The following is a 25,827-nucleotide window of genomic DNA, read 5'->3' on the forward strand; positions in this document are numbered from 1 at the left end:
CCTTCAAAGATCGCTTACGCAATATTAAAAGCCTGGATGCCATTCAAAGAACTGGTTGGCGTAACCGGCATCCATACCGATGACGATTATGCACAAGCCCGTGCAACTATTGAGGTCTTGCTGGACGAAGTAGGCGATGACGAAGGCCATCCCTTAGCTGATGTATTAGATTTTCTATCTGACCAGATTAAAGCTTACGAAGACGAGCATGTTGTTATACCCGAAACCGAGCCGAAGGAGGTGCTACGTTTTTTGATGGAACAGCAAGGATTAAAACAAGAGGATTTATCCGATTGCGCTCCTCAAGGACGTATATCAGACATATTGGCTGGAAAGAGGTCGATTAGCAAAGACCTGGCGAAACGCTTTGCACAGCGTTTTCATATTAGGGCTGATGTGTTTTTATAATGGAATTTAGGCATCGTTGATACACGCGGAATGACAGCTCATTCCGAGTTTTAAAGCGTAGATAGTTTCAGAAAAAATGCCTGAGGATTCGGAAAATAGCGAACCACGGATAAGCCAAGCCGCCTACGCTCATCGATCTTGCGCCCAGGCGGAAACGGCGTGCGGCGCAATCGAAATAGAGTCGGAAAACGAAAATGGAAAAAAGCTTGCGCGAACGGGGAGATTGTTGCTTGTGGTAAGACACCGCCCGCGATGAAAACCGCTAGGCTATTGAAGATCATATCAACTGGCAGTGAAATATCGGCCATAACCAGCCGCTGAGGATGTTGGCGAAATTTTCCATTCCTAAGTTCAGCGAATGGCAACTTTTCGGGAAGCAACCTTTTGTCCTCTTTGGCTCGACCCGGTCAAAAGTTGCCTGACGGATTAGAAGTATCAATGACAAATGTCCAGCCCAAAGCAGGCGTAGGGTGTGGTGAGTTTACGAACCGCACCAATTGCGAACGATGCGCTTCACGCTGTTCAGCACATCCTACGGCCCTAATTAAAATTTCATAGACTAAAGGAAAATTCAAAGCACAAGAATCCAGTTTACAACTTAGTCAAATCATTTTAGTTAATATCTGCTCGATCTCTAATACGCAAACACCTTCATCCGTACCAACTGCCAATTCGGCTTGGCTGATAAATTCGAGAGTAGTAATTGGCGACGAAATTTCAATTTTTGCAAGTGAATTAAGGCTTTTATTCCAAAATCTCACTACACCATCTTTACCACCCGAGATTATAAATATTGTTTCTCGAAAACTATGCAATGCTAAGGCTTTGATGATCATTCCAAGATGAGCCCCCTTATATGAGGCTAATAGAACCTCTTTATCAAAATCCCAAATCGCCAAGTTCCCTGCTTCAGTTCCAGCTGCTAAAAGCTGGCGACCATCACTATCTTTGGCAAACGCGAGCGCAGTCACATATTCGTCTCTACCATTAGGAATACCCCATTCTTTAAACTCAAACGGCGAAGAACTGGTCTTTTCTGTTTTAATATAGTCCGCGACCATGATTTTGGAATATTTACTGGAAAAAACAATGCGTATATTCTCGTCACCACAAGGAATAGTAATTAGGCCTTCTATAGACTTGTCTTCTTCGCCATGAGACAGTTGATAGCGCCATTTAGTCACACCAGATATAGATTCAGTTAGTACTTCTTCGCCAGTCAATATATCCCATATGCGAATAGCCCAAACATACTCGGTTTTGACGCTTGCAAATATTAAGGTACGACCTTGAAGCGACTCCACGCGCAAGCGCCTAACGTCATCACCTGCTTGGATACGACGTTTTTCAACTGTTTGTGAGTTGATTGGTTCAATATATAAAATACCTTTTATGGCTGCGATAAGAATGTTTCCATCATGGACCTCAATAATACTGATATCAGAAACTTCCGCAGACTCAGTGACTACGATTCTTGACACCATTACGCCGGTATCGACATCAAAGCCAACTATTTCGCCATTCTCCAAGCCGCAATATAGGATTGGCTGATCCGCGCAGTTAAAGGCAAGGCATGCCACACCAGCAGAAATATAATAATGATCAGCATTTTCAGTCTTTGACTCTAATAATCTGTCTAGATTCCATAAATACACTAACGAGTTATCGGCACTCAAGATGCATGGATTGCTATCAACATAAATCAGATCGCTCAAATACCCCCCGTTTATCTTAGCTCTTGGTGGGTTGGGTTTAGAGGCATGAATCGAACCGTCAATGATTTTAATCGGTACGGAATTTAAATAACTAACTGCAACACTGTAAAGGTATGCACCTTTGTTCGATGTTGATAACCAAGATCGGTCTGTATCTGCATATTTATCACCACGATAGACAATTTCCATGGTTTTTTCTTGTACACGCCATATTTCTGGTGGCCCCCAATGATTTTGTGAGGTGACAATGTAGGTTTGTTCATGATAAGGACAGAGTTCTATATTTGTTATGCATCCCCCCTCCTTCGTATCGCTTACCCAAAGTAGCTCTAAATCTTCAGCTGACCATAAACGGAGTCGGCTAACTTTCCGATCCTGTTCATATTTTATAACGCCTTCATAGTTATTTGAATTAAGCAAAGAAAGATACTTTTCGTGGTCACGTTTCGCGAGACTATCGCTAGCAGAAATGAACATAGGAACTTGTCCTATCTCGTAAGCTGCTAGCGCATAAATGGTTGCTCGACTGGCTTCAAACTTACGTTTGATAAGTTGGAGTGAAGGTAGCTCCCAAATAGCTATACTAAGGTCATGGTGGGCAGTCACACAGACATTCTTACCGTTGAGTTTAATAACACACATGGCTTCGACGACTTGATTTTTGGTATTATCCGCGCAGAAATAATCTTTATGACTTAAAAGATCACGCACGCCAAATCGGCCATCCGCCCAGCTTGCCACCAACAGTGGACTTTCCTGAGACTCGGTCAACAACACACATCTGACAGATGCACGATCTTTCCCACTCCACTCTGCAAGTTGTCGCCCATCCGAGATTTGAAGAATTTCAATGCCTCCGCATTCCCGCCCGATGATTGCTACCGAATTTTCAGGTGGCCAATGCCCGGTCGCGAGCGAAGTGACTTTTGTATCGCAATTAGCGAGAAGATAAGCAGAATTCGGTTTTTCCCAGCAAACCCAGCGAGGCATCCATTTCTCAGCCATAGCAGACTGTGACAACTTTAGTGCCATATCACGACGTCCCTCCTGCATAAGCGCCAGCGCAAGATAAGGAAGGCGTCCGGCTTGGTCAATTCCACGCATCCAGCCAAAGGCCCTGCGATAAGACCGAGCGATGGCCGCCTGAAATATCTCCACCTTAGACATTTGGCGCATTAAAATTTCAGGGTCTGCGCACAACAGAAAAGCTGGGTCAGCTACGAGCGATTCGAGACAGCCTGCTTTGGCTGCATACGAGGCCATATGCTTTTTCAGGTATGGGTGGGCTTCCAGCCAGATACGTTCATCTGATGTTCGTGCACTCGGCACACGCGTAAGCAGCGCATTGAATATTTTTAGCTGCGGTTTATCTTCCCGTGTTGCCATTTTTTCGCGCAGATGCTCAGCGAGGCGCTCGTGATATAAGCGGTAGACTGATTGACCTACCTCAATGCTCTCAACTATGAAAGCTGCAGCGTGGTTGATCACTTTGGCAATCACTTTGTCGGTTATATCTTCACCATTAGCAATACTTGTTGCGGCAGAAGACCAAAGATTTGACCAAGGAAGCCCTTCGCCCTCTGCAAATGCCAAAGGCAGCAATACGGTTCGCACTTGCGAAGACGTAACTTCATCAAGATGTCGATTGTCGATGGCAAGAAGGAACTGTCTGAAAGCTTCTTCCAATCCGGTTGGCAATTGCTCGGCCCAACCGGTGATTGATATGTCCACAGCATAGTCGTCTGCAAGAAGAGCCTGTGTTGCGGTTTGAGCGACGAGAAATACATCATTTGCTCTATCAGCCAGTGCACGCGCGACGAGCGTAGCTGTTGCTGGATTGTTAGAATAGGGAGTATGTCGACCTGGTTCTTCTGAGGCTAAAAGGCGACGCACCACATACTGAAACACATCGTCCGGCTCAACCCATTGAGGCGCGTCAAGATCGATTTGCTCGACCGATTCACCCAACGAACAGAAACGTTGATCATTTCCCGTCGCGTCTGGACGTGTGCCGACCAACAGAAAAACGTTGGGCATTAATGCGAGCGGCTTGAGCAGTTGTTCGGCTATGCTGTCGCGTTCCTCGGCTTCATCCAAAGCGTCAATGACAATGACGGTTTTATGAGGTCTATGTGCAATCTGCTCAACCAAGGAACGAGCATCTATCGCGTTTAATTCGAGACCGGAAGCGATTTGCCTGATAACATCTGCCAATGATTTTCTGCGGGCGAGCAAGGCGATATCGACACATCCGTCTGGTGGAAGGTGATCAGAATCTATGTGTTCAGATTTCGTTGTTATTAATATCTCGTTTCGATAACGATGCTCTGCAAGTGTGACAATCCGGGCAAGAATGGCCGACTTCCCTCGTCCGGCTCCGCCTGTAACCACACGCGCTCGTCCATCGGATTGCTGAGCTTTTAGCCATAAGACCAACTTATGCAGGACACGTCTTCGCCCAGTGAAGTACCAGCCACCAAATCCTAGCTCACTGACTCCTTTTGCTTTAGGCAGCCAATGTTCGTTAAACAACCGTTGAGTTTCGAGATCAAGACCTGGGGTAATACCTTGTATGTATCGAGGATTAGGGAACACTCTGCAACGCCCAGAATCGTCATTCACATGCGACCATGTGGCGGTTTGACTGGGATTGGCGGCTTTAATAAAATCTTTAATTGATTGTTTTACCTCGTCGATTGGAAGAAATTCCAACGCATGACCGCCTAATCGTCCTTCATGATTGGTAAGTGCTTCTAAGATAGCTGCTGACAGTACTCCTTCCTGTGCTTCTTGTTTGGAACGGGCGGCGGCTAGAATGTATAAGCTCGGGCCACTTCCTAGCTGTGAGGCAAACCGGTTAGCAATATTGGCAAATTCTGACGCACCGGCTCCAGAAAGGCAGGCGTCCAAAATCACCAGTATTTGCGATGCTTGCGAGCCCTTTACCAAATCACGAGCAAGATCCTCTGCTGCGACGGCGGTTAGCTCAATGTCGTTGAGATCTGTGTCTTGGGTAAGAAGATAAAAACGATCATCATCACGGTGACCATGCCCCGTGTAGTACGCGACAACTATATCGCCATCCTTAGTTGATTTTCTGCAATCCGTAAAAAGCCGACGAAGTCCGTTGGAATCCGGGTTAAGACTCTTCTCAGTAGCCTGCCGTTGATAGCCAAGCGAAGAAAATGCCTGAACAATATCACTGATTTCATCCGGGACTCTTTTAAGCTTGTCGATACCTTCGACTTGGTTGATGAAATCCCCCGTTCCGCTTGCAATAAGCGACCGACGACTTTCCATATCACAGCTCTAAGGCGATGGCTTCGCCAAGTTCTTTTGAGGTCAGATAACGGGTTGCATCATGTGCCTGAGCACCATTGCTGATTTGAACGTCTTGGATGCGCTGGCCGAAGCACGAGCTTAAGTTTTTGACCAGTGCTACCACATCTCCAGTATCGGCAATATTTACCCAATGCTTTACGCAGGAAGGAAATTTACCTATGCCGTGTGATGGGGTCGGTTCAAGACGATCAAAAATTAGATTTCGAATGCCAAGAGGGGAACCTAACGTCACCAATACTTGTACTTGCCATTCCGGGTGTGCGCATAAAGCTTCATAGGTGACGATTGACCCCAGGGAATGCGCAATTACAACTCTGGTATCACTGGAGATTGTATCCTCTACTCTTTTACGAACCTCACGGCGAGTCTCAGAATCGGATAGATAAAGCTTTACTTGCTTAAGGTCAAAAACAAGCGCCCGCTCCGCTATGTTAGTGAAAAATTTGGACTGACTTAGCGCATTCAGTGCACGCTGAATTTGCTTTGGCGCACCAATTTTTGTTGTACTGTCGGAACAAGGAACTGAACGATCAATTCGGGAAGCTTCCTCCCACCACAGTTTTAGTAAATCACTTTCGAACCCTTCGGCCACGTCATTGGCATCGAAAAATGGTGACGTCGTAGCTTTCGTGCTAGGGCGGAATTTATCGCCGTAAAAGGCACATCTGAAATCGTCGTCATTTATTTGGCAATTCACTCGACTCAGCCCATCTTTTAGCGATGGCAACCAGCTTTCACGCATAGTATTTTCGCCGCTAAACTGATAGCCAACACCGTGAACACCAATAATTTTGGTCATGTCATTTTTCTACGTGGATGAAAATAACTATTTTAATCAGCCAAAGGCGGATTGTTTGCGTTAAATAACTCGGTTGGATCGGTGGAATACGCCGAACTCTATCATAGTCGGCCCGCAATTTTGTTTCCAATTCCAGAGCGATAGCCAATTGAGATAGCACCGCTGCCAACTCAAACGGTTCCCTCCATTATTTCAGCCCCCTTCCCGCACGATGCCCATCCGGAAAGCTTCACGGTTTCAGGCGATTCCGCCGCCGTGATACCATGATTGCCCTCACATTTTTCATTTGCACCATCAAGGATTTGGTCATGCCGAGCTCAAGCTCACGCTTACCCGTTAATTTACTTTGGACAGTCATCGCCGCGATCGGCGCTTTTACCGTAGCGAGCATTGCCCTACAACGCGGCGAAACCATTAACAGCTTGTGGATCATCGTCGCCGCGATCTGCGTTTATGCCTTGGGCTACCGTTTTTACAGCGCGTTCATCGCCGCGAAAGTGTTAATGCTGGATGCCGGCCGGGCCACGCCGGCCGAGCGTTTCGACGACGGCCGCGACTTCATGCCGACCCACAAATGGGTGGTGTTCGGCCATCATTTCGCGGCGATTGCCGGCCCCGGCCCGTTGATAGGCCCGACCTTGGCGGCGCAATTCGGTTATTTGCCCGGCACGCTGTGGATTTTGATCGGCGCGGTATTGGGCGGCTGCGTGCAGGACTTCGTCACCTTGTTTTTCTCGGTGCGCCGCGACGGCCGCTCGCTGGGGCAAATGGCGAAGGACGAACTCGGTGCGATCGGCGGCGGCGCGGCGATGGTCGGGGTGATGATGATCATGGTGATCCTGATCGCGGTCTTGGGTTTGGTGGTGGTTAATGCGATGAAGCACAGCCCCTGGGCGACTTCCACGGTGGCGGCGACGATTCCGATCGCGGTATTGATGGGGCTGTATTTGCATAATCTGCGGCCCGGTCGGGTCGCCGAGGCGACCTTGATCGGCGTGTCGTTGTTGATCTTCGCCGTGGTCGGCGGAGGCTGGATAGACGAGAATCCGACCTTGCGCGCTTGGTTCGATTACGACGCGCCGCAATTGGCGGTGATGGTGATCTTGTACGGCTTCGCGGCGGCGGTGTTGCCGGTCTGGTTGTTGTTGGCGCCGCGCGATTATTTGTCCACCTTCATGAAACTGGGCACGATCGCGGCGCTGGCGGTGGCTATCGTCGTGTTGCGCCCGGATTTGAAAATGCCGGCCTTGACGCAGTTCGTGGACGGCAGCGGGCCGATTTTCGGCGGCAAGTTGTTTCCGTTTGTGTTTATTACGATAGCCTGCGGCGCGATTTCCGGTTTTCATTCGTTGATCGCTTCCGGCACCACGCCCAAGCTACTGGCTAACGAAACCGATGCCCGCTTTATCGGCTACGGAGCCATGATGATGGAATCCTTTGTCGCCATCATGGCGATGATCGCGGCCAGCGTGCTTGAACCCGGCGTGTATTTCGCGATCAACAGCCCGGCGGGCATCGTCGGCGCGAATGCGGCCGATGCGGTCGCCAAAATCAGCAGTTGGGGCTTTCCGGTCGGCGTGGAACAAATGCAGCGATTGGCGCAAACCATGGGCGAATCGACGCTGTTTGCCCGGACCGGCGGCGCGCCGTCGTTGGCGGTGGGCATGGCCAATTTGTTTGCGCAAGTTTTCGGCGCAAACATGCTGGCGGCCTGGTACCACTTCGCGATCATGTTCGAAGCCTTGTTCATTCTGACCACGCTGGATGCCGGCACCCGCGTCGCCCGCTTTATGTTGCAGGACATGCTGGGCAACTTCGGCATCGGCGCCGGCCAGACCAATCATTACGCCAGCATTATTTTGACCAGCGGCGCGGTGGTCGCGGCCTGGGGTTATTTCCTTTACATGGGCACCATCGATCCGCTGGGCGGCATCAATAGCTTGTGGCCCTTGTTCGGCATCGCCAATCAAATGCTGGCGGCGATTGCGCTGTGCGTCGGCACCACGATTTTGGTGAAGTCGGACAAATTGAAATACGTTTGGGTTACCGCCCTGCCCTTGTCCTGGCTGATCGTGGTCACCAGTAGCGCGGCCTGGGAGAAACTGTTTTCGGCGGATTTACGAATCGGTTTTTTAAGCCACGCCGAAGACCTGTCGGCCAAACTGCAGGCCGGGACGCTCAGCGCGGACATGGCCGGCAAGGCGCCGCATCTGATTTTCAACGATTACTTGAACGCCGGCTTGACCGGCTTGTTCATGCTGATCACCTGGCTGCTATTGGGCGATACCTTGCGGGTGGTGTACTGCGTGATTGCCGGCAAGGATTATCCCCGTTCCAGCGAGTCGGCACATATTCCCAGCCGACTGGTGGAGAACTGGGTCAGGGATTGAAACCGGTCGATCAGCGGGCGCGCTTGTCGCGCTCGGCTTCCAGAGCTTTATGGCGCACATCGACATAATTGCTGCCGACTTGTTGCCAGAAGGTCGCGGCCGCCTCGGGGTCCTGACTGAGCAATTTGACGGCAATGGCGCCGTTGGCGCTGATGTCGGTGATCTGGGCGTCGATATCGACGACGGCCCGACTCTTGACGATACGCTTATCGGCTTCGAAGCGTAGCGTCACCGCTTCGCCGGTCCGAAACACGATGTCTTTTTTGAAGCCGCCCAAAAACTTCAGCCGATATTCCGGCACCGATTGGAAAGGCAATACGAATTCGGCGTGCCACCGAAACGGCGGGCATTGGATAGGGCCGGCGTTCTTTGGAAAATGCACCGTGTAGCCGTCATCGACCTTGGCCTTGATAACGCCCTTGGTGTAGATGTCGCGGCAGTTGGTCAGGACGGTGTCGCCCGGCGCCAGTTCGTATTTGGCCCAGGCCGGGTTTGCGGCGGTCAACGCGGCTATGAATAGCCAAGCGGCTGTTAGTACCTTCATCGTAGGCTCCCGATTGTCGTTTTTGATAGTCCCTGAATTACCCCGATGTTACCTACACCGGGGTTGACAAGTCTGGCGCTAGCCTATCGGGAAGTCAAGCCGGAGCCGGTCGAAGAGCTAACGACCGACGCTGTTGGGTTGCGGTGTAATCCCGGTGCCGCGAAACGGCCCCAATAAACTGCCGACTAAGGGATCGGATTCGTCGATGTCGACCGTGACCATATGGCCGGTGTTGGTGCCGAGATAAGGTTGCATTGCCGCCGCCAAATAAGGGAAAACCAACCGCAAGTCGTTGCTGAGACCGCTACTTTGCACATTGGCGCGCCAGATTTGTTTGCGTTGCCCGCTTTGCAGATACGTGGCGGTCTCGCAAGCTTCCAACAACAAATAGCGCCGGAAGGTGGTATAGGATTCCACGCGCTGACTATAACCGCCGACGCCCCAACCGGGATAATAACCCCGGTAATAACGGTACATGCCCATGCCGTAGGGACCGTAAGGATAGAAGTCGTTCCACATCGGCACGTCATATGCCAATTGCCGCGACTCCGGCGATCCGACGCCGTAGCTTAAAAACATCACCAAATCGCTGTTTTGCGGCTTATCGGCCTTGAGGTAACCGCGATTGTTCAAGATTTTTTCTATATACCCGGCGAACTCGATGAATTGTAAGTCTTGCGGATTGCCGTCGGTATTGCCGGGCAGGATGACGTAACGCTTGCCGGCGACGGACTGTACGTCGGCGGCGGTCAAGGCATCGATCTCGGTACGAAACCGCAACGGCTGCGGGGTCGTCGCACAGGCGCCGGTCAGAGCCAACAATATCAGGGCTAGAAAGCGGGTAAAAATGAGCTTATTCGGTCTGGTTGTCATGATTCAGTCCCTCGTCGTTAAGTAGGCTGGTTTGCCGTAAATGTTGCTCCCTCAGCCGCCGCTGAATGTCGGCGGCGACCTGTTTTTCGTGCTGCGCGGCCTGATGCGCCAATTGGTCGGCCAGATGTAGGCTTTCGGCCAATCGCCGGCGCGCCGCTTGTTTTTCCTGGCTGCGCAATTCGGCTTCCTGCCGCATTTCCTGCAATTCCATTTCGTGGCGCAGGCGTTCGGCTTGCAAGCGTTTTTCCAGCGCCAGTTGTTCCGCCAATTGATCTTGTTGAGCCGCCAGCAAGCGGCATTGTTTGTCGGCTTCGATGGCCTGGGCTTGCAAGTCCAATTCGGCCGTTTGCGCCAGATGCTCCAACTGGCGGCGGCGTTCGGCGATTTCCTCTTGCTCCAGCGAGCGTTGCTGACGGGCCAGTTCCAAGGTTCGGTCGCGGTTGAACTCGTAGGTCTTGCGCAGCACGTTCAGATAGACGCTGTCCCGACCCAATTTCACCGATTCGAATTCGCTAAACTCGACGTCGATTCGGCACATCGCCTGCGCTTGTAGGCTTTGTTGCACGAAAGTCTCGGCTAAGGCCAACGCCATCCGCGCTTCGACAGCGTTCAGGCCGTTTTGTATCCAGGCGCCGTCGGCCAGATTGGTTAGTTCACGTTGTACGACGTCTTCGACGATGTCGGCATAACGTTGTTTGATATGCTCGTTCAGATGCTCCAAACGGTCCAGATTCTTCATCGCGTAGTCGAAAGTCGCCTGAAAGCGCAACTCCAAACGTAAATCCAGCGTGCAAAATTCGTCGAACAGTTTGATCTGTTTGCGCTGCGGCCAGTAGGCAATCGCTAACGGGTACAAACGGTGATAAAAACGTTTGATGAAGCGCTTGGGGCGTGGGTAATATTTTTGGTAAGGCCCCAAGCGACGCAACACCATTTGCCGATCGGGATCGAAATCGGCCACCCAGGGCATCTCATCGGCGGGATCGCCGTCGGCCAAATCGGCGCCGGTCAACCATGCGTCGAGTTCGGACTGCTCGTTAGGCATCGCCGGCTCCACGACTGGTGTCCGCGGCTTTTTGCTTGATCGCGGCGATTTTATCGGACATTTTCTCGGCGATCAGCGGATAGAGGTTGGGAGCAAACTCCACGGTACGCTCGTCGACCTTACGCAGAAATCCCCGGCTGAGCAGCAAGCCGACGACGAACATCCGCGACCAATCCGAATAGCGCCGAGCCTTTTCCAGGTCGGTTCTTTCGATGATCATTTCCAGTTCGTCGTTTTCGTTGATCCGAAATTCGCTGAACTGGCGCAGGCATTCGAACACCAATTCTTCTTCCTGTTCGGTCAATGGACCGGGCGCGGTAAATTCCAGGCGATAGGACAACAACACCGTGAAGAAATCCACCATCGCCGCGCAAGCGAAGGCAAACCACGAGAAACCGCGCCACATCGCGAACGACGGTTTGACTTCCTCGGTGAACTGCTTGTAAGTCATCACCAGCGGCGCATCCGGCAAGGCTTCGCCGCTACCGCCAACAATCTGGTTGATTCCAGCTTGCAGGTCCTGATAGCTTTTCAGGAACAATCCGTAGGTAGTTTCGACGTCGCGTGTCACGTCCAATTCGTTCAAATGGACTTGCAATTCTCGCAGAGGTGCGTCCAGCGCCGCAAATGCTTGTTCCTGTTGCTGGAAGCGCTGTTTCTTCTCCTGGTAGAGCTGGTTGTAATGCCGCCAAAACGGACCTTCACCCACTTGGTTTTTATAGCCGGGGGCAATTTGATTGTGCGTGCCGAAATAAGCTTGCGACACGTCCAGCGACGCTTGGTCCAGCGCCTGTTTTTGCTGTTGTAGTACGCGGGCCTTGAGCTGCAATACCGCATCCAGGTATGTTTTGGTTTGCTCGCGCAACTGATGCAAACGATTGATGTGCAGGGTTTCTGCTTCGGAAATCTCGTAAAACTTGAAATAAGAGAACGTCACCGACGCCGCCAAGGCTATCGTCAACGACGCGACGACGCTGAAAAATCGCATCCGGTTGGCTTTCCAATGGATACCGGCGATTTCCAACGAGCAGATGACGATGATGGATTGAATCGCGATGGTAATAACCAACGCGATCCACGGCGTAATAAAATGGGACAGGCCGTAGTAAGTGGTGAATCCGGACGAAAGGCTCAACATCAACACGATGGGTATCGTCCAGATCCGCAACATGCTGACGAACAGCGTCTGGATGCGGTTGATCAGATAGCCCAGACCGCCGGAGCGCGATTTAAGTTTGATGTCCGCCATAGGTCTCGGGAAACGGATTAACGGCGGCCGGTGAACCGGTTCAGCCCATACTCAGATAGCGTTCGCCGGTATCGTGGGCGATAGTGACGACGGATTTGTTCGGCCCCAAGCGCTCGGCCACCCGCAGTGCCGCGCAAATACTGGCACCGGAGGAGATGCCGACCATGATGCCCTCTTCGCCGATTAGACGTTTACGCATGGCCATCGCCTGTTCGGTGCCAACCAGCTCAATGCCGTCCAGCAAATCGACATCCAAGTTCTTGGGCACAAAACCGGCGCCAATGCCTTGAATTCTATGCGGACTATGACTGCCGCCGGAAATGACCGGCGATTCGGCCGGCTCGACCGCAATCGCCAAAAACCTTGGATTCCGGTTCTTGATGACGTCGGCAACGCCGGAGATGGTACCGCCGGTACCGACACCACAGACGAACGCATCAACCAATCCGTCGGTCGCCGACCAGATTTCCTGAGCGGTGGTTTGTCGATGCACTTCCGGGTTGGCGGGATTTTCGAATTGCTGCGGCATAAACGCGCCAGGCGTTTGTTCAACGATTTCCCAGGCTTTAGCGATTGCGCCCTTCATGCCTTCACTGCCGGGCGTCAGGACAATCTCGGCGCCGTACAAGGCCAGCAACTGCCGACGTTCGACCGACATGGTCTCCGGCATCGTCAAAATGCAGCGATAGCCGCGCGCCGCGCCGACCATGGCCAGCGCGATACCGGTATTACCCGAGGTGGGCTCGACAATCGTGCCGCCGGTCTTCAAGTGCCCCGATCGCTCGGCCGCCTGGATCATCGCCATGCCGATCCGGTCCTTAACCGAGCCGCCGGGGTTACGAGACTCCAGCTTTACGTAAACCGTCGCGGAGTGCTCGGCAACGACTTTTTGCAGCTTCAACAGCGGCGTGTTGCCAATCAATTGCGTCACATTGCTTGCCGTAGCCATTGAGTCACCTCAATCAGATCACTTGTCTATCTTAAACGCTAAGAATACCGGGTTACCGTTACGTTGGACAAGGACCGCGATCGATTTCTCGGCCGGCAGTTTGGTGATCACGCTGTTGAAATCCGCCGAATCGCGGATGACGGTGTTTTGGATTCGCAGAATAATGTCGCCCGGCTGGATACCGGCATCCAACGCGATACCTTTATTGACCTTTTGTACCAACACACCGTTTTTTTCGACCTGAGCTTGCTGACGCTGTTCGCTGGTCAAGTCGGCCACCACAATGCCCAAGCGGTTGATCTGCGTTTCGGCGGCTGTCGGCGCGTTCGATAACGCAGCGGTGTTTTGCGCCGGCAATAAACCGATTTTGACGCTGATATCCTGTTGTTCGCCGTGACGAATGATCTTGACCTTGGCCTTTTCGTCAATAGGGGTCACGCCGACGCGGGGCGGCAATTCGCCGGAGGTTTCGATGACGTGGCCGTTGAATTCGACGATGATGTCGCCGATTTGCAGGCCGGCTTTTTCCGCCGGTCCGCCCGGCACGACCTTGGCGACCAACGCGCCGTGCGGTCTATCCATGCCGAAGGATTCGGCCAACTGGCGGTTGACGTCTTGAATCTGGACGCCCAACCAGCCGCGCGAGACTTTACCCTTGCTTTTGATTTGCTCGACCACGTTCATCGCGACATCGATCGGAATCGCGAACGACAATCCCATGTAGCCGCCGGATCGGCTATAAATCTGCGAATTGATGCCGACCACCTTACCCTGCATATTAAACAACGGTCCACCGGAGTTGCCCGGGTTGATTGCCACGTCGGTTTGAATGAACGGCACATAGTTGCCGTCTGGCAGGCTACGCCCTTTGGCGCTGACAATACCAGCGGTAACCGATTGATCGAAGCCGAACGGCGTACCGATCGCCAAGACCCATTCGCCAACCTGTAGTTGCTCCGGAGCACCGATTTCGACGACAGGCAAATCCTTGGCATCGACTTTCAGCAATGCGACGTCCGTGCTTTCGTCGGAGCCAATCAATTTGGCGATCAATTCGCGGCGATCCTTGAGCTTAACGACGATTTCCGACGCGTTATTAACCACATGGTGATTCGTCAGCAAATAACCGTCGCGGGATATGATGAAGCCGGAACCCAGCGAATTGGTTTCGCGGGGGGTGTAACCGCGTCCCGGTCCCTGAAAGAAGCGCCGGAATAATTCTTCCATTTCAGGCGGCACATCCTGCGGAATTGGCTGTTGGTCGCCGTCGGCTTGCGGGTCGGTGGATTTTTGCGTGGTGCTGATGTTGACGACAGCGTCGCCGTTGGTTTTTACCATCTCGGTAAAGTCCGGCAATTGCGCATGGGCGGCGGCAAAGGCCGACGCATAGTAGATCAAGACTCCGAAAAACAGCCTATTCAGCATGTAAGCTCCAAATTTACAAAGAAAAACGAATTCGCGCGTTTACCGCAACACAATACCGGCGGCGATCATTTCGACGGTTTTGGCGGGCACTTCGCCGAGCACGGTGATTTGTTGTTCTCCAAGGATTCGACTGACCGAATTCACGGAACCGAGCGTATGCAAACCTTCGATGCCTTGCGCTTCCTTAGCTTCTCGATAAACCGAAACCGTTGCGAAACCGTCGCTAATCAACAAATGATCCACCGCTTTGCCGGACTTTTCGATTGAATTGCGGATGAAAAACACCGGTTCGAAGCCGGGTGGCCATTGTTTGAGTTCGAAAGGCGCTTGCTCCAGCGGCTCGGCCTGACTGGTATGGATATGTTTGGTGTGGAACCGACTGTCGTCGCCGGTGACCGCAGCGGGGGTCGCCGTGCCGACACCGTCCCTGCTGAGATCGGTAAACACCACTTGTTCCAGCGTGGTGCCGTCCAGGTTGTACACTTCCACTTTTAACGGCAGGTAGAACTGGGTGTCGATCCAGATCTTACGGATGTAGCGCAGATCGTCCTTGGGTTGAATCGTGACGATTTGGGTTGGGAGCATGGCAACCGCTTCCTGCCCCTCCAAACCTAGTTGATAATTTTTTTCCAGGCCCGCGGTATTCCGCGGCATGTTGATAATAAAGGAACTATCCAACGGGTGATGATTGACGATTTTTTGTTGGGTTTCCTTAAAAATGCAGGTCACTTCGTTGGACTTTCGGACGACTTCCCGCATCGGCGAATTCAGGGAAGTCAAACGTTCTTGCTCGACCCCGTTCTCAACCAGATGATGGTACTTCATCGTGTCGAGTTGGCCGTTCTTCATGAAGATGATCGTACCTTGAAAACTGAGGGTCTTCATCGCGAGACTCATATTTTCCAGCCATTTCAGGGCACCGCCGGCCGCATCGTCGGCTCGGACGGTTTGGCAAACCACCCAAAACAGAAACACCGCTATTACTTTCACGCCATCATTCCTGTTGGTAGCCTACAACGCGGGTATAGGGCTGCTGACGCGGCTCGCTGTTCACATACAAAGAGTTATCGTGGGCTTGCAGATATTCCTTGAAGCGGGCGTGCATCTCGCCGGCGGGGATTTGGCGTTGCGCGATCGTTTCTACGCCGCCAAATTTGGCAGGCTGGTTTGAGTTCATGTAACTGGCCATCCAAACAACCGCCAATACGACCGAAGCCGCTATCGCCAGCGAGGCTTTCCGCCAATTTAGGACCGGTTTTTTGCGAGGTAAGAGATAAATGGGCTCGGCTCGAATTTCGCTGTGTATGCGGTCGGCGAAATCTTTACGCAGCACGATACATTCGTCGCTACGAAATGCCTCTCCGATGATCTGGTAATGTCGCAATTTCGCGCCGAGTTCGTCGTCGTGGCGTAGGCGCTGCAAGAGTCGCAACGCTTCGCCGTTGGCCAGATCGTCGTCCACCAGTTGAGAAATTTTTTCGTTAAGTTGGTCTTGCATCGAAATACCTTTAGTCGAGCAATGGGTTAAGTTTTTGTTCTATCGCTTCCCGCGCCCGGAAAATCCTGGATCGCACCGTACCGATCGGACAATCCATCGCGATGGCGATTTCCTCGTAGCTCATGCCTTCGAACTCGCGTAGCGTGATCGCGATCCGCATTTCCTCGGGCAAATTTTCGATCGCCGAGCGTATTACTCGAACAATTTGTTCGTTGGCTAAGACGCTTTCCGGCGTTTCGATATCCTTCAATTGCGGAGCATTTTCAACCTGCTCGGCATCTTGAACATCGACTTCATAGTCAAAATGGCGTCTGGAACGGGACAGCAGGTAGTTTTTCGCGGTATTGATGGCGATCCGGTACAGCCAAGTGTAAAAAGCGCTTTCGCCGCGAAAATCGCCCAACGCCCGATATGCCTTAATGAAGGTATCCTGAGCTACGTCCTGCGCCTCGCTGGGATCTTTGACGTAACGGTTCACCAGATGGACGATTTTATGTTGGTATTTGATCACCAAGAGATCGAAGGCGGATTTATCGCCTTGCTGCACGCGTTGCACTAGATCTTGGTCCAAATCCTCGGTCTGCCTTACTTGCTCGTTCACTGCTCTGTTTTGATATAAAAGTGGACAGAATTAAACATCATTAGTTCTGGCAATACAAAAAAAATTACCGCACCCTTAAAACAAGATATGATTTTCCGGCTCATGCGCAGCCTCGCCGGAATGCCCGGATTTTCACCGATTCCGCCGCCGCGCTCTCGTCATTTTTGCTTACATAGACCGCCTTGACAGACCAACGCCCAGGAAATTCCCGCCATCCCTATTACGACATTCTGATCGCCGGCAGCGGTGGCGCCGGTTTAAGCTTGGCCCTCCGCCTTGCCGATACTTATAAAGTGGCGGTTCTTGCCAAGTTCGCACTGACCGAATGTAGCACTTATTACGCTCAAGGCGGCATTTCGGCGGTGTTCGACGATCAGCATGATTCCATAGAGTCTCATATCGAGGATACCTTGATCGCCGGAGCCGATCTTTGCGATCAAGATATCGTCCGATTGACGGTTTCCCAAGGTCGCGAAAGCATTGAATGGCTATGCCGCCAAGGGGTCAGCTTCACCGAGGAAAACACCGCTAACGGCGAAAAGCAATTGCATTTGAACCGCGAAGGCGGCCATTCGCACCGTCGCATCGTACACAGTGACGATGCTACCGGCAAAGCCGTCTCGTTGTCGTTGATCGACCGCGCCAAGGCGCATCCCAACGTGACGTTGTTGGAAAATCATAATGTCGTCGAACTGATCACCACCGACAAATTGGGACTAACCGAGCGACGGGTCTGCGGTGCCTATGTTTTGAACAGCCAAACCGGCCATATTTTGTCTATCGCCGCGAGAGTGGTGGTACTTGCCACCGGCGGCGCAAACAAAGTCTACCTCTATTCCACCAATCCGCATATCTCCACAGGCGACGGCATCGCGCTGGCATGGAGGGCCGGCTGCCGGGTCGCCAACATGGAATTCATGCAATTTCACCCGACTTGTCTCTATCACCCCAGCGCACGTTCGTTCCTAATCAGCGAAGCGGTGCGCGGCGAAGGCGGTCATTTAATTCTGCCGAATGGCGAGCGTTTCATGCAACGTTACGACGCCCGCTTGGAACTGGCGCCGCGCGACATCGTCGCCCGCGCCATTGATAACGAAATCAAGAAACACGGTATCGATTGCATTTATCTGGACATCAGTCATAAATCGCGGGAATTCATCCAAAAACATTTCCCAACAATTTATACCCAATGTCTGGAGCTGGACATCGACATCAGTCAGCAACCGATACCGGTAGTCCCCGCCGCTCATTACACCTGTGGTGGTATATTGACGGATGCCCATGCCCGCACCGACATTCCAGGCCTATACGCAGTCGGCGAAGTCGCTTGCACCGGCTTGCACGGTGCTAACCGGATGGCTAGTAACTCCCTGCTCGAGTGCTTGGTTTTCGCCGAGCAAGCCAACCAGGATATTCGCCATTGCTTCGATGCTATTCCGATGCCGCCCGCCCTGCCGGATTGGGACGAATCGCAAGTCGGCGATTCCGACGAGGAAGTCGTGATCGCCCATAACTGGGACGAGCTCAGGCGCTTTATGTGGGACTATGTGGGCATCGTTCGCACCAATAAACGTCTCGAACGCGCCATGAACCGATTGGTGTTGCTGAAAGAAGAAATTGCCGAGTACTACGGTCAATTCCGCGTGACCAGCGACCTATTGGAACTGCGCAGTTTGGTCACCGTTGCCGAATTAATCATCCGTTGCGCGCAACAGCGCAAGGAAAGCCGCGGCCTGCATTACACCAAGGATTATCCGAATTTGGATAATAGCCGTCCGCCAGAAAACACGGTGCTGACGCCAAGCAATTGGACCGGAATAATCGATTAGGCGATTGATTTTACTTGAAGAATCCCAACATCTTCCAGGCTGGAGTATACAAATATTAGTCTGCTAAGTCGCGGTATTGATAACCCAGAAGAGACTTTTTAGTTGCCCGCTGTTTTCTCGCCGCAGTGCGAAAAACAGCCTGGTGAAGCGAGTGACTTTCTTAGTCGGTGAGAGCGTCGGTTTTTGTTGGCCTCCACTGAACTCGCTCGTGATCATGGAGCTGGCATTTCGCTGGAGACTACTCTCTAGTCACCACAAAAAAATGAATATCTAAACCGAACTAAACTGAATCCCAGTCAAATCTAGCACTCGCTGGTGTCGGCACCGCAGTCAACTCCTATGCGGTGAGACTCGCAAAACTAAGTTTAATTCTGTGCTATCTTCAACCGCGTTCAATCCATCTGCCATTCCCCGAACGAGTCGCCTCGATATCATGGAGCCATTTCCGAAATGCGCTATTCACACCCTAACAACCGAGGATTCACGTTGATCGAGCTCATGATCACGCTGACGATCGCCGGTATATTGAGTGCAATCGCGATACCTAGCTTTATCAGTGCGGTAAGGAATAGTCGTCTTACCGGCGCAACCAACCAATTTGTCGCCGCGTTGAATTATGCGCGCAGCGAAGCAATCAAACGGGGCCAATATGTCGTCGTCAGGAAGACTGGCACCAATTGGGAGAGTGGTTGGCAAACCTTTGTCGATGTGGATCGCTCGGGCTCCAACGCCAATGTTTTTAACGACGATAATACCGCCCCGCTTTGCGAGGCTGATGAAGATTGCCTGTTAAGAGTTTACGATGCCTTACCGACCGGCTTTACACTGCGTGGAAATGGCACTGTTGCCGACTATATCTATTTTAAAGCGTCCGGAGAATCGAAAAACGGCTCGTTTGCTATTTGCGACAACGCCGACGGGAACGACACCGCTGAAGCAGGTACTGCACGGTTGGTCGTTGTCACGATGGTCGGTCGAGTTCGCCTAGGTGAAGACTTGGACAACAACAATATCCCTGACGACTTGGATAGCTGTAGCAGTCCATGACCACTCATCGCGCTTCTCTACGGATTATACGTCGCGCCAGGACAACCACCGGCAGCAGCCTGATCGAGGTGTTGATTACAATGCTGGTAGTCGCGATCGGGTTACTGGGTTACGCGGCGATGCTGACGACCACCTTGAAAAACAATCACACCGCTTTTTTGCGCAGTCAAGCCACGTTTCTGGCAAATGACGTGCTGGAGCGTTTACGCCTCAGCCGTACGATTGCGATAAGCGGCAACTGTAACGTGGCATTCGGTGCCGCTCCACCCAATTCGCCGAATCAACTCACCAACTGCAGCTCAACCTTACGCACCGATCTGGGTGATTGGAAAACCTTGGTCGGCCAAGCGCTCCCAGCAGGCGATGCCAGCCTGTCGGTTGGCAGCAGCGGCACTGCCACGATTACCATTCAATGGGACGACGACGGCGATGGTGTCGTCACCAGCTTTAGCACCAATAGTTTGATATGAACCCGCATTCAAGCCGAATACCGATCTCTTTTTCAGAACATCAACGCGGTACGACATTGATTGAGTTGATGGTTTCACTGACTATAGGTTTGATCATCCTGGCGGCGATTGGCGCGATATTTTTGGCTAGCCGGCAAAGCTTTCGGACTCAGGACGTTCTCTCCAGGATGCAGGAAAACGCCCGCTTTGCATTCGAACTGATCGATCGCGATATCCGCATGACCGGGTTTTCTGGTTACGCGTCATGCACGGCTTCGCAGTGTAACGATGTCACGAACACTGCGACAACTTGGTGGAACCATAAGCTTCTGACCCAACCGTTAGCAGGCTACGAAGCTAGTCTGCCCTCCGATATGACCGCCAGCGCGCGCATCGCCGGCGATTCGTTTTCGGTGATACGCGCGGACAAGTTCAACGAATACATCGTCGCCAGTCACAATACGGCGGCCAGTCCGCCCGTGATTACACTCACCAACGCGCATTCGATCAGCGCCGGGCAACTCGTGATTATCAGCAATGCCAGCAATACCTCGATTTTTCAAGCCAGCGCAGTCAATCAATCCTCGAAAACCATCACCCACGCGGATGGTGGCAGTAGTCCAGGCAACTGCACCGCCGAACTCGGAACAGTACCGGCCAATTGTTCGTCCACGGGTTCGGTGATCACTTATCCGGCAAACTCCAGCGTGTTCGAGTTCAGCGCCAACACCTACTATATCGGCAGCAATCCGGCCGGAGAGCCGTCCTTGTACCGCGAGTCTTACTCTGGAACCGCGCAAGAGTTGGTGGAAGGCGTCGAAGACATGCAGATCAGCTATGGTGTGGATACCTCGGCAACCGCTGATCAGAATATCGACGGTTACGTCGCGGCCAATGCGGTCACCGATTGGTCCAAGGTCCTGGGTATCCGAATTAGCCTGTTGATGGTCTCCCGGTCGGAGGAGTTGGGTGTATCCGGCCAACAAACCTATACCTTCAACGGCAGTTCGTACACCTCTAGCGATACCAAGCTGCGTAAGGTGTTCACCACTACGATAGCGATCAGAAACCGTTTGTAGGAATCGCCATGAACGTCGACTTTCCGAATATCAACAAACGACAAGCCGGTGCGGTTTTGTTTACCGCGCTGATTTTTTTAATCATGTTGATGTTGTTAGGTAGTAGTGCCATGCAAACCAGCAGCCTGGAAGAACGCATGGCCGGCAATACTCGCAATCGCGACCTAGCATTCCAAGCAGCGGAGGCGGCACTTAAGCAAGCGGAAAATACCCTGACGACCTGGCGGGTCGGACCCTGGACTGGCACGGTACCGGCCGGCTTGGCCAACAACCCCACTCATACCAACGATGTGAGTTACTGGGGCGACGTCGATAACTGGGCCAGTTATAAGACCGCTACCGTCAGCGGCGCGAGCGCCACGTATATTATTGAAAAGCTGCCGGACATCGGCACCGTTGAACAATACCGAGTGACCGCGCGCGGCGTTGGCGGCGACACCAATGCAGTGGTAATCCTCCAGGCGGGCTTGAGCTACACTCCGCCGCCGTAACCCGAGATAACTTCGACGCGGTTTGCTCCGCGCCTAAATCAACAGTGCCGCGCCCACTGAACAGGAGCCAGCCATGAATACTTTGAACCGAATCAAATTCGAATCCGCTCCAACGGTCTTGAGCGTTGCCTTATTGGTTGCGAGCGCCAATGCCTTAGCGGTAGACCTGGACATTTCCGACTTGCCGTTATTTGTCACCGCCACGATGCCGCCGAATATCGTTTTAACGTTGGACGATTCCGGCAGTATGGCTTGGGCTTACGTTCCCGACGGTATTTCTGGAACCGGCGGCAATAAACGCTACAAGTCTTCTTCATTCAACGCGCTGTATTACAACCCGGCCAATACATACCTACCCCCGCCGAAATACAACGGCGGCAACTGCAAATTAGATTCGTCAAACCCCAGCACCTGCTATCCAAACGTCAGCTTTACCGCCGCGCCGATTAACGGATTCGATACCAGCAAAGGCACGGTCAACCTATCCACCAATTACCGGCCTACGCTGGAGTATGATCCCAGTTCGAGCAGTCAGAGTTTTGTTTCGACGCCATCTTCCGGAGGCGCGGCGTTTTACTACAAATTCGTTCCCACCAATACTAACTGCGTCACTTCCGGTACGGATGGCGGTCTAACCGACGAAGACTGCTATACCTATGTCGACGTTACGGCTATTACCGACGACGCCAGCACCAGTGATGTTAACGAAGCCACCGTTGCCAAACAAAATTTCGCCAATTGGTACTCGTATTACCGAACCCGAAACTTAGCGACGGTATCGGGTGCCATGTCCGGTTTCGCGGGTATGAGCGGGAATATCCGCGTCGCTTGGCAGGCAATCAATTCTTGTAATAGTTTCGGAACCAACTGCGACGGCTGGGGCTCGCCCGGTCAGGATATCGACAATCGCATCAGGCGTTTGAACGCAATCACCCGAACGGTAAACACCGATACTGTGTTGAGCGAAACCGTAACGTCGGTGGACTATTCATTTACTTGTAAAGTTAAATTTGACCGGCGGGACGGTGACGATCGGCTTGAACTATCTAACTGTAACCAGACTCTGCCGTCGGCCCAAAGCGACACGTTTCCTCAACGAACCGGTACCGGCTCCCCATTGAACGCTAACTCAAAAATAATTACCGCGACTTGCAGCAATTCGACCTATTGCAAAAACTACACAGCCAAAGACACTTCATACGGCGACGGCACTTATAAAATATCAATCTCGGAATCATTTTCCGAAGATAAAACGATTGATAGCGTTACGCTTTCCTGGACCGAAACCGCCTCGACCACGGTTTACGACACAGAAGAGGTCACCCACCGGCAAGATTTATATTATTGGCTGTCGCGATTTCCGGCTTCCGGCGGCACTTATTTGCTGAAATCGGCAAACAATGCCGGCAAATATTTCCAAGGTACGGTTGATATCCATCACCCCTACGCCGAGGATCCGCAAATTACCGACGGCAATCACTACGCCTGCCGGAGAAGCGCGCATGTAATGATGACCGACGGCTACTGGTGCGGCGATACTTCGTCAGACTATTCAGGAATAGCCGACGTCAACAGTACCGCCACCAGTGTCCCCAAAGGTCCGGACGGGTCAAGCAACTATAGTTGGACACCGTTGGCACCCTACCGCGATGGTCAGAATACCAACTTGGCGGATATTGCCTTTTATTATTGGGCTAACGACTTGCAAAGCGGGATAGACAACAAAATCTCACCGATTGTCTCGGATCCGTCCAGTTTAACCGACGCTTCCGCTAAGGCTACCGCCGAATGGTTGAACCCGAAAAATGACCCCGCTACTTGGCAGCACTTAAATACCTATACCGTCGGCCTAGGTTTAAGCGGCAGTTTGGTGTCGCCCTACCCTATTTGGGGCGGAAGTACCTATGCGGGGGACTATGATAATTTGGTTGCGGGGACTTCCTGCCCAACGAGCACCACATCTACCAGCACCTCATCTCGTTATTGTTGGCCTTATACCAAGAATGGCGAGAGCTGTAGCGGCTTTGTCGGCACCACGCCGGCCAAGGTTTACGATCTATGGCATGCGGCTATCGCCAGTCGCGGCAAGTTTTTCGGAACCGAGAGTTCCTCGGATATCGTGACCGCGTTCAATAGCATCCTCGAAGAAGTGGCCGACGAAAGTATGACCGCCGCCGCGCTTGCCGCAAACTCGACGGCGCTGGAAACATCGACGCAACTTTATCAGGCCCAGTTCAATCCGTCCGATTGGTCCGGACATTTTCTGACCAAGAATATCGATGTCACAACGGGTGTGCCCGGTAGTGAAATTTGGGACGCCGGCGACCTGATTCCCGAGGCCGGCGCACGCGACATTTACACCTATACCGGTACCGCCGGCGTGGAATTCACCAGTTGCGACACTCTAAGCGCCAGCCAAAAATCGGCGCTCGACAGCGACGACAGCCGCTGCACCGACCGGCTGAACTGGCTTAGAGGCTCAACCACGATCAGCGACTTCCGCGAGCGAAAAAACTCGTTGTTGGGCGACATCGTCAATTCCGATCCGATGTACGTCAAAAATACCGATTTCGGCTATACCGCGCTACCGAGCACGACCCCTGGACAATCCAAGTACGCCAGCTACGTCAGTGGCAACGCCAGCCGTACGCCGGTCGTCTACGTCGGAGCGAACGACGGCATGTTGCATGCGTTTCAAGCCGATACAGGCCAAACCGATTCCGGAAAGGAATTATTCGCCTACATACCGGCCGGCGTATACGCAAATTTATACCAACTCACCGATCCGGATTACGTCCACAAATATTACGTTGACGGCGCGCCCAAGGCCGGAGACGCCTATCTGAGCAGCGCATGGAAAACCGTGCTGGTCGGTGGATTGGGCAAGGGCGGTAAAACCATATATGCGCTTGACGTTACCAGTCCGACCAGTTTCGATCAGACCAAGGTTATGTGGGAGTTTCCCAATGCCAGTACCAGTAATATTGATTTAGACGCGACTGTCGCTACCGATCTCGGTTACACCTTCAGTCAGCCGCAAATCGGCTTGTTGCATAACGGCGTATGGGCGGCGATTTTTGGAAACGGATACAACAGTGAAAATGGTAAAGCGTATTTGTATATCGTGGACTTAAACGACGGCAGCTTGATCAAAAAAATCGCCACCAACACTGCCACTAGTAACGGCTTATCGACACCTTACCTGTACGACGCTAGTACGGAAAACGACAAAATCATTGACGCCGTGTACGCAGGTGATCTGCAAGGTAACCTTTGGAAGTTCGACCTCAGCAGCAACGAGCCTTCAGCTTGGGGCCTGGCAAATGGTGGATCACCGCTGTTTACCGCAACCAACTCGTCCGACCAAGTGCAACCGATCACGTCGGCGCCAGTAGTTGCCGGCCACCAGGATGGTGGCGTATTAGTGATATTCAACACCGGCAGTTATTTGACCACCACCGACACGGCGAATACTCAAGTTCAGTCGGCCTATGGCATCTGGGACAAACCGAGTGCCACGACGGGCACGGTGACTCGTGCCCAGTTGCAGGAACAGAGCATTACGGACACTACCACGGCCTATGGCGTTAACGTCAGAGTTTCGACCTCGAATAGCGTGGACTGGAGTAGCAAGCGTGGTTGGCACCTGGATTTTCCCGCTGGCGAACGTGGCAACTCGACGCCGATTATCAAGTACGACAGAGCGGTTTTTGCTACCACTCAACCGAAATCAGACCCCTGCGACGCGGGAGGCGACACGTGGCTAATGGAACTCGATTTTCTAACCGGAGGAGCGCCAACGAACTCATCGTTTGACATCAATAGCGACAGTACTTTCAATAACAGCGACAAAATCCTGATCAACGGCAATTACTATACCGTGACGGGAGTCAAGTCCACGGTGGGCATCGCCAAGGTTCCGATTTGGCTCGAGTCTGGCTCAGGCACCACCGATTGCAAGGCGTTCAAGGAACTGTCCGGCACCACCGGCGACATCATGACCGTCAGGAACCGTTGCGCGGTCCCAACCACCGGCACCGGTACCGTAAACCGAGAATATTGGTTGCAAATTCAATAACTCGACTGCCGATGAA

The 25,827-nt window shown here is 52.4% G+C and carries 20 protein-coding genes; 8 read left to right on the top strand and 12 right to left on the bottom strand.

Going from position 1 to position 25,827, the window contains the following annotated elements:
- Nucleotides 1-408, top strand: a 408-nt coding sequence (locus tag A1355_RS25655; protein ID WP_197471742.1) for a helix-turn-helix domain-containing protein, incomplete at its 5' end; no start/stop codon positions are given.
- A 50-nt stretch (nt 409-458) separates the two neighbouring features.
- Here the strand turns inward: A1355_RS25655 and A1355_RS25100 are convergent.
- The 3 genes from A1355_RS25100 to A1355_RS07485 form a co-directional block, all read right to left on the bottom strand.
- Nucleotides 459-788, bottom strand: coding sequence for a hypothetical protein (locus A1355_RS25100; protein WP_157197786.1), 330 nt, complete (start codon nt 786-788; stop codon nt 459-461).
- A gap of 222 nt (nt 789-1,010) precedes the next feature.
- Nucleotides 1,011-5,423 carry an NACHT domain-containing protein gene (locus tag A1355_RS07480; protein WP_064026592.1) on the bottom strand — a complete coding sequence of 1,471 codons (4,413 nt, stop codon included), beginning with the start codon at nt 5,421-5,423 and terminating at the stop codon, nt 1,011-1,013.
- A gap of 1 nt (nt 5,424) precedes the next feature.
- Nucleotides 5,425-6,264 (bottom strand): hypothetical protein, encoded by an 840-nt coding sequence (locus A1355_RS07485; RefSeq protein ID WP_064026594.1) that lies wholly within the window; start codon nt 6,262-6,264, stop codon nt 5,425-5,427.
- A 308-nt stretch (nt 6,265-6,572) separates the two neighbouring features.
- Here A1355_RS07485 and A1355_RS07490 point away from each other — a divergent pair, with 308 nt between their 5' ends.
- On the top strand, nt 6,573-8,654 hold the full coding sequence (locus A1355_RS07490) for a carbon starvation CstA family protein (RefSeq protein WP_064026646.1): 2,082 nt from the start codon (nt 6,573-6,575) through the stop codon (nt 8,652-8,654).
- A 10-nt stretch (nt 8,655-8,664) separates the two neighbouring features.
- Here A1355_RS07490 and A1355_RS07495 read toward each other — a convergent pair whose 3' ends face one another.
- From A1355_RS07495 to rpoE, 9 genes are all read right to left on the bottom strand, one after another.
- The gene (locus A1355_RS07495; RefSeq protein WP_064026596.1) at nt 8,665-9,198 is read right to left on the bottom strand and encodes a hypothetical protein; all 534 of its coding nucleotides are present in this window, start codon (nt 9,196-9,198) and stop codon (nt 8,665-8,667) included.
- Nucleotides 9,199-9,315: 117 nt separating this feature from the next.
- A complete protein-coding gene (locus A1355_RS07500; RefSeq protein WP_064026598.1) occupies nt 9,316-10,071 on the bottom strand; it encodes a hypothetical protein in 756 nt (251 codons plus the stop codon).
- Nucleotides 10,052-11,116, bottom strand: a complete 1,065-nt coding sequence (locus tag A1355_RS07505; RefSeq protein ID WP_064026648.1) for a cell envelope integrity protein TolA — start codon at nt 11,114-11,116, stop codon at nt 10,052-10,054. The genes A1355_RS07500 and A1355_RS07505 overlap by 20 nt, the downstream gene beginning before the upstream one ends.
- On the bottom strand, nt 11,109-12,365 hold the full coding sequence (locus A1355_RS07510; RefSeq protein WP_064026601.1) for a hypothetical protein: 1,257 nt from the start codon (nt 12,363-12,365) through the stop codon (nt 11,109-11,111). Before A1355_RS07510 ends, A1355_RS07505 begins: the two co-directional genes overlap by 8 nt.
- 40 nt (nt 12,366-12,405) lie before the next feature.
- The gene (gene cysK, locus A1355_RS07515) at nt 12,406-13,314 is read right to left on the bottom strand and encodes a cysteine synthase A (RefSeq protein WP_064026603.1); all 909 of its coding nucleotides are present in this window, start codon (nt 13,312-13,314) and stop codon (nt 12,406-12,408) included.
- Nucleotides 13,315-13,332: 18 nt separating this feature from the next.
- Nucleotides 13,333-14,739, bottom strand: coding sequence for a DegQ family serine endoprotease (locus A1355_RS07520; protein ID WP_064026605.1), 1,407 nt, complete (start codon nt 14,737-14,739; stop codon nt 13,333-13,335).
- A 39-nt stretch (nt 14,740-14,778) separates the two neighbouring features.
- Entirely contained in the window at nt 14,779-15,729 is a 951-nt protein-coding gene (locus A1355_RS07525; protein ID WP_064026606.1) for a MucB/RseB C-terminal domain-containing protein, read from the bottom strand.
- 4 nt (nt 15,730-15,733) lie between these two features.
- Entirely contained in the window at nt 15,734-16,237 is a 504-nt protein-coding gene (locus tag A1355_RS07530) for a sigma-E factor negative regulatory protein (protein WP_064026607.1), read from the bottom strand.
- A 10-nt stretch (nt 16,238-16,247) separates the two neighbouring features.
- The gene (rpoE, locus tag A1355_RS07535) at nt 16,248-16,838 is read right to left on the bottom strand and encodes an RNA polymerase sigma factor RpoE (RefSeq protein WP_064026608.1); all 591 of its coding nucleotides are present in this window, start codon (nt 16,836-16,838) and stop codon (nt 16,248-16,250) included.
- A gap of 182 nt (nt 16,839-17,020) precedes the next feature.
- On the opposite strand from rpoE, the gene nadB reads away from it, so the two are divergent.
- The 6 genes from nadB to A1355_RS07565 all read left to right on the top strand — a co-directional run bounded on the left by nadB (nt 17,021) and on the right by A1355_RS07565 (nt 25,811).
- On the top strand, nt 17,021-18,667 hold the full coding sequence (gene nadB / locus A1355_RS07540) for an L-aspartate oxidase (protein WP_064026609.1): 1,647 nt from the start codon (nt 17,021-17,023) through the stop codon (nt 18,665-18,667).
- Nucleotides 18,668-19,117: 450 nt separating this feature from the next.
- The gene (locus A1355_RS07545; protein WP_064026610.1) at nt 19,118-19,714 is read left to right on the top strand and encodes a GspH/FimT family pseudopilin; all 597 of its coding nucleotides are present in this window, start codon (nt 19,118-19,120) and stop codon (nt 19,712-19,714) included.
- Nucleotides 19,711-20,184, top strand: coding sequence for a type IV pilus modification protein PilV (gene pilV, locus A1355_RS07550; RefSeq protein WP_064026612.1), 474 nt, complete (start codon nt 19,711-19,713; stop codon nt 20,182-20,184). The genes A1355_RS07545 and pilV overlap by 4 nt, the downstream gene beginning before the upstream one ends.
- Complete coding sequence (locus A1355_RS07555; protein WP_082885425.1) at nt 20,181-21,242, top strand: PilW family protein; 1,062 nt, start codon at nt 20,181-20,183, stop codon at nt 21,240-21,242. Before pilV ends, A1355_RS07555 begins: the two co-directional genes overlap by 4 nt.
- A gap of 8 nt (nt 21,243-21,250) precedes the next feature.
- Nucleotides 21,251-21,733, top strand: a complete 483-nt coding sequence (locus A1355_RS07560) for a pilus assembly PilX family protein (RefSeq protein WP_064026616.1) — start codon at nt 21,251-21,253, stop codon at nt 21,731-21,733.
- A gap of 73 nt (nt 21,734-21,806) precedes the next feature.
- Nucleotides 21,807-25,811, top strand: a complete 4,005-nt coding sequence (locus A1355_RS07565) for a pilus assembly protein (RefSeq protein WP_064026618.1) — start codon at nt 21,807-21,809, stop codon at nt 25,809-25,811.
- The last annotated feature ends 16 nt before the right edge of the window (nt 25,812-25,827 follow it).

The organism is Methylomonas koyamae, assembly GCF_001644025.1.
Taxonomy (GTDB): Bacteria; Pseudomonadota; Gammaproteobacteria; order Methylococcales; family Methylomonadaceae; genus Methylomonas; species Methylomonas koyamae_A.

Excerpts from the sequence above, each read along its gene's own strand:
- A1355_RS07505 (WP_064026648.1), bottom strand. The coding sequence starts at position 11,116 with ATGCCTAACGAGCAGTCCGAACTCGACGCATGGTTGACCGGCGCCGAT.
- A1355_RS07495 (WP_064026596.1), bottom strand. The coding sequence starts at position 9,198 with ATGAAGGTACTAACAGCCGCTTGGCTATTCATAGCCGCGTTGACCGCC.
- A1355_RS07560 (WP_064026616.1), top strand. The coding sequence starts at position 21,251 with ATGAACGTCGACTTTCCGAATATCAACAAACGACAAGCCGGTGCGGTT.
- pilV (WP_064026612.1), top strand. The coding sequence starts at position 19,711 with ATGACCACTCATCGCGCTTCTCTACGGATTATACGTCGCGCCAGGACA.
- A1355_RS07545 (WP_064026610.1), top strand. The coding sequence starts at position 19,118 with ATGCGCTATTCACACCCTAACAACCGAGGATTCACGTTGATCGAGCTC.
- A1355_RS07490 (WP_064026646.1), top strand. The coding sequence starts at position 6,573 with ATGCCGAGCTCAAGCTCACGCTTACCCGTTAATTTACTTTGGACAGTC.
- A1355_RS07510 (WP_064026601.1), bottom strand. The coding sequence starts at position 12,365 with ATGGCGGACATCAAACTTAAATCGCGCTCCGGCGGTCTGGGCTATCTG.
- A1355_RS07555 (WP_082885425.1), top strand. The coding sequence starts at position 20,181 with ATGAACCCGCATTCAAGCCGAATACCGATCTCTTTTTCAGAACATCAA.
- cysK (WP_064026603.1), bottom strand. The coding sequence starts at position 13,314 with ATGGCTACGGCAAGCAATGTGACGCAATTGATTGGCAACACGCCGCTG.
- A1355_RS07520 (WP_064026605.1), bottom strand. The coding sequence starts at position 14,739 with ATGCTGAATAGGCTGTTTTTCGGAGTCTTGATCTACTATGCGTCGGCC.
- A1355_RS07500 (WP_064026598.1), bottom strand. The coding sequence starts at position 10,071 with ATGACAACCAGACCGAATAAGCTCATTTTTACCCGCTTTCTAGCCCTG.
- A1355_RS07565 (WP_064026618.1), top strand. The coding sequence starts at position 21,807 with ATGAATACTTTGAACCGAATCAAATTCGAATCCGCTCCAACGGTCTTG.
- A1355_RS07485 (WP_064026594.1), bottom strand. The coding sequence starts at position 6,264 with ATGACCAAAATTATTGGTGTTCACGGTGTTGGCTATCAGTTTAGCGGC.
- A1355_RS07480 (WP_064026592.1), bottom strand. The coding sequence starts at position 5,423 with ATGGAAAGTCGTCGGTCGCTTATTGCAAGCGGAACGGGGGATTTCATC.
- A1355_RS07530 (WP_064026607.1), bottom strand. The coding sequence starts at position 16,237 with ATGCAAGACCAACTTAACGAAAAAATTTCTCAACTGGTGGACGACGAT.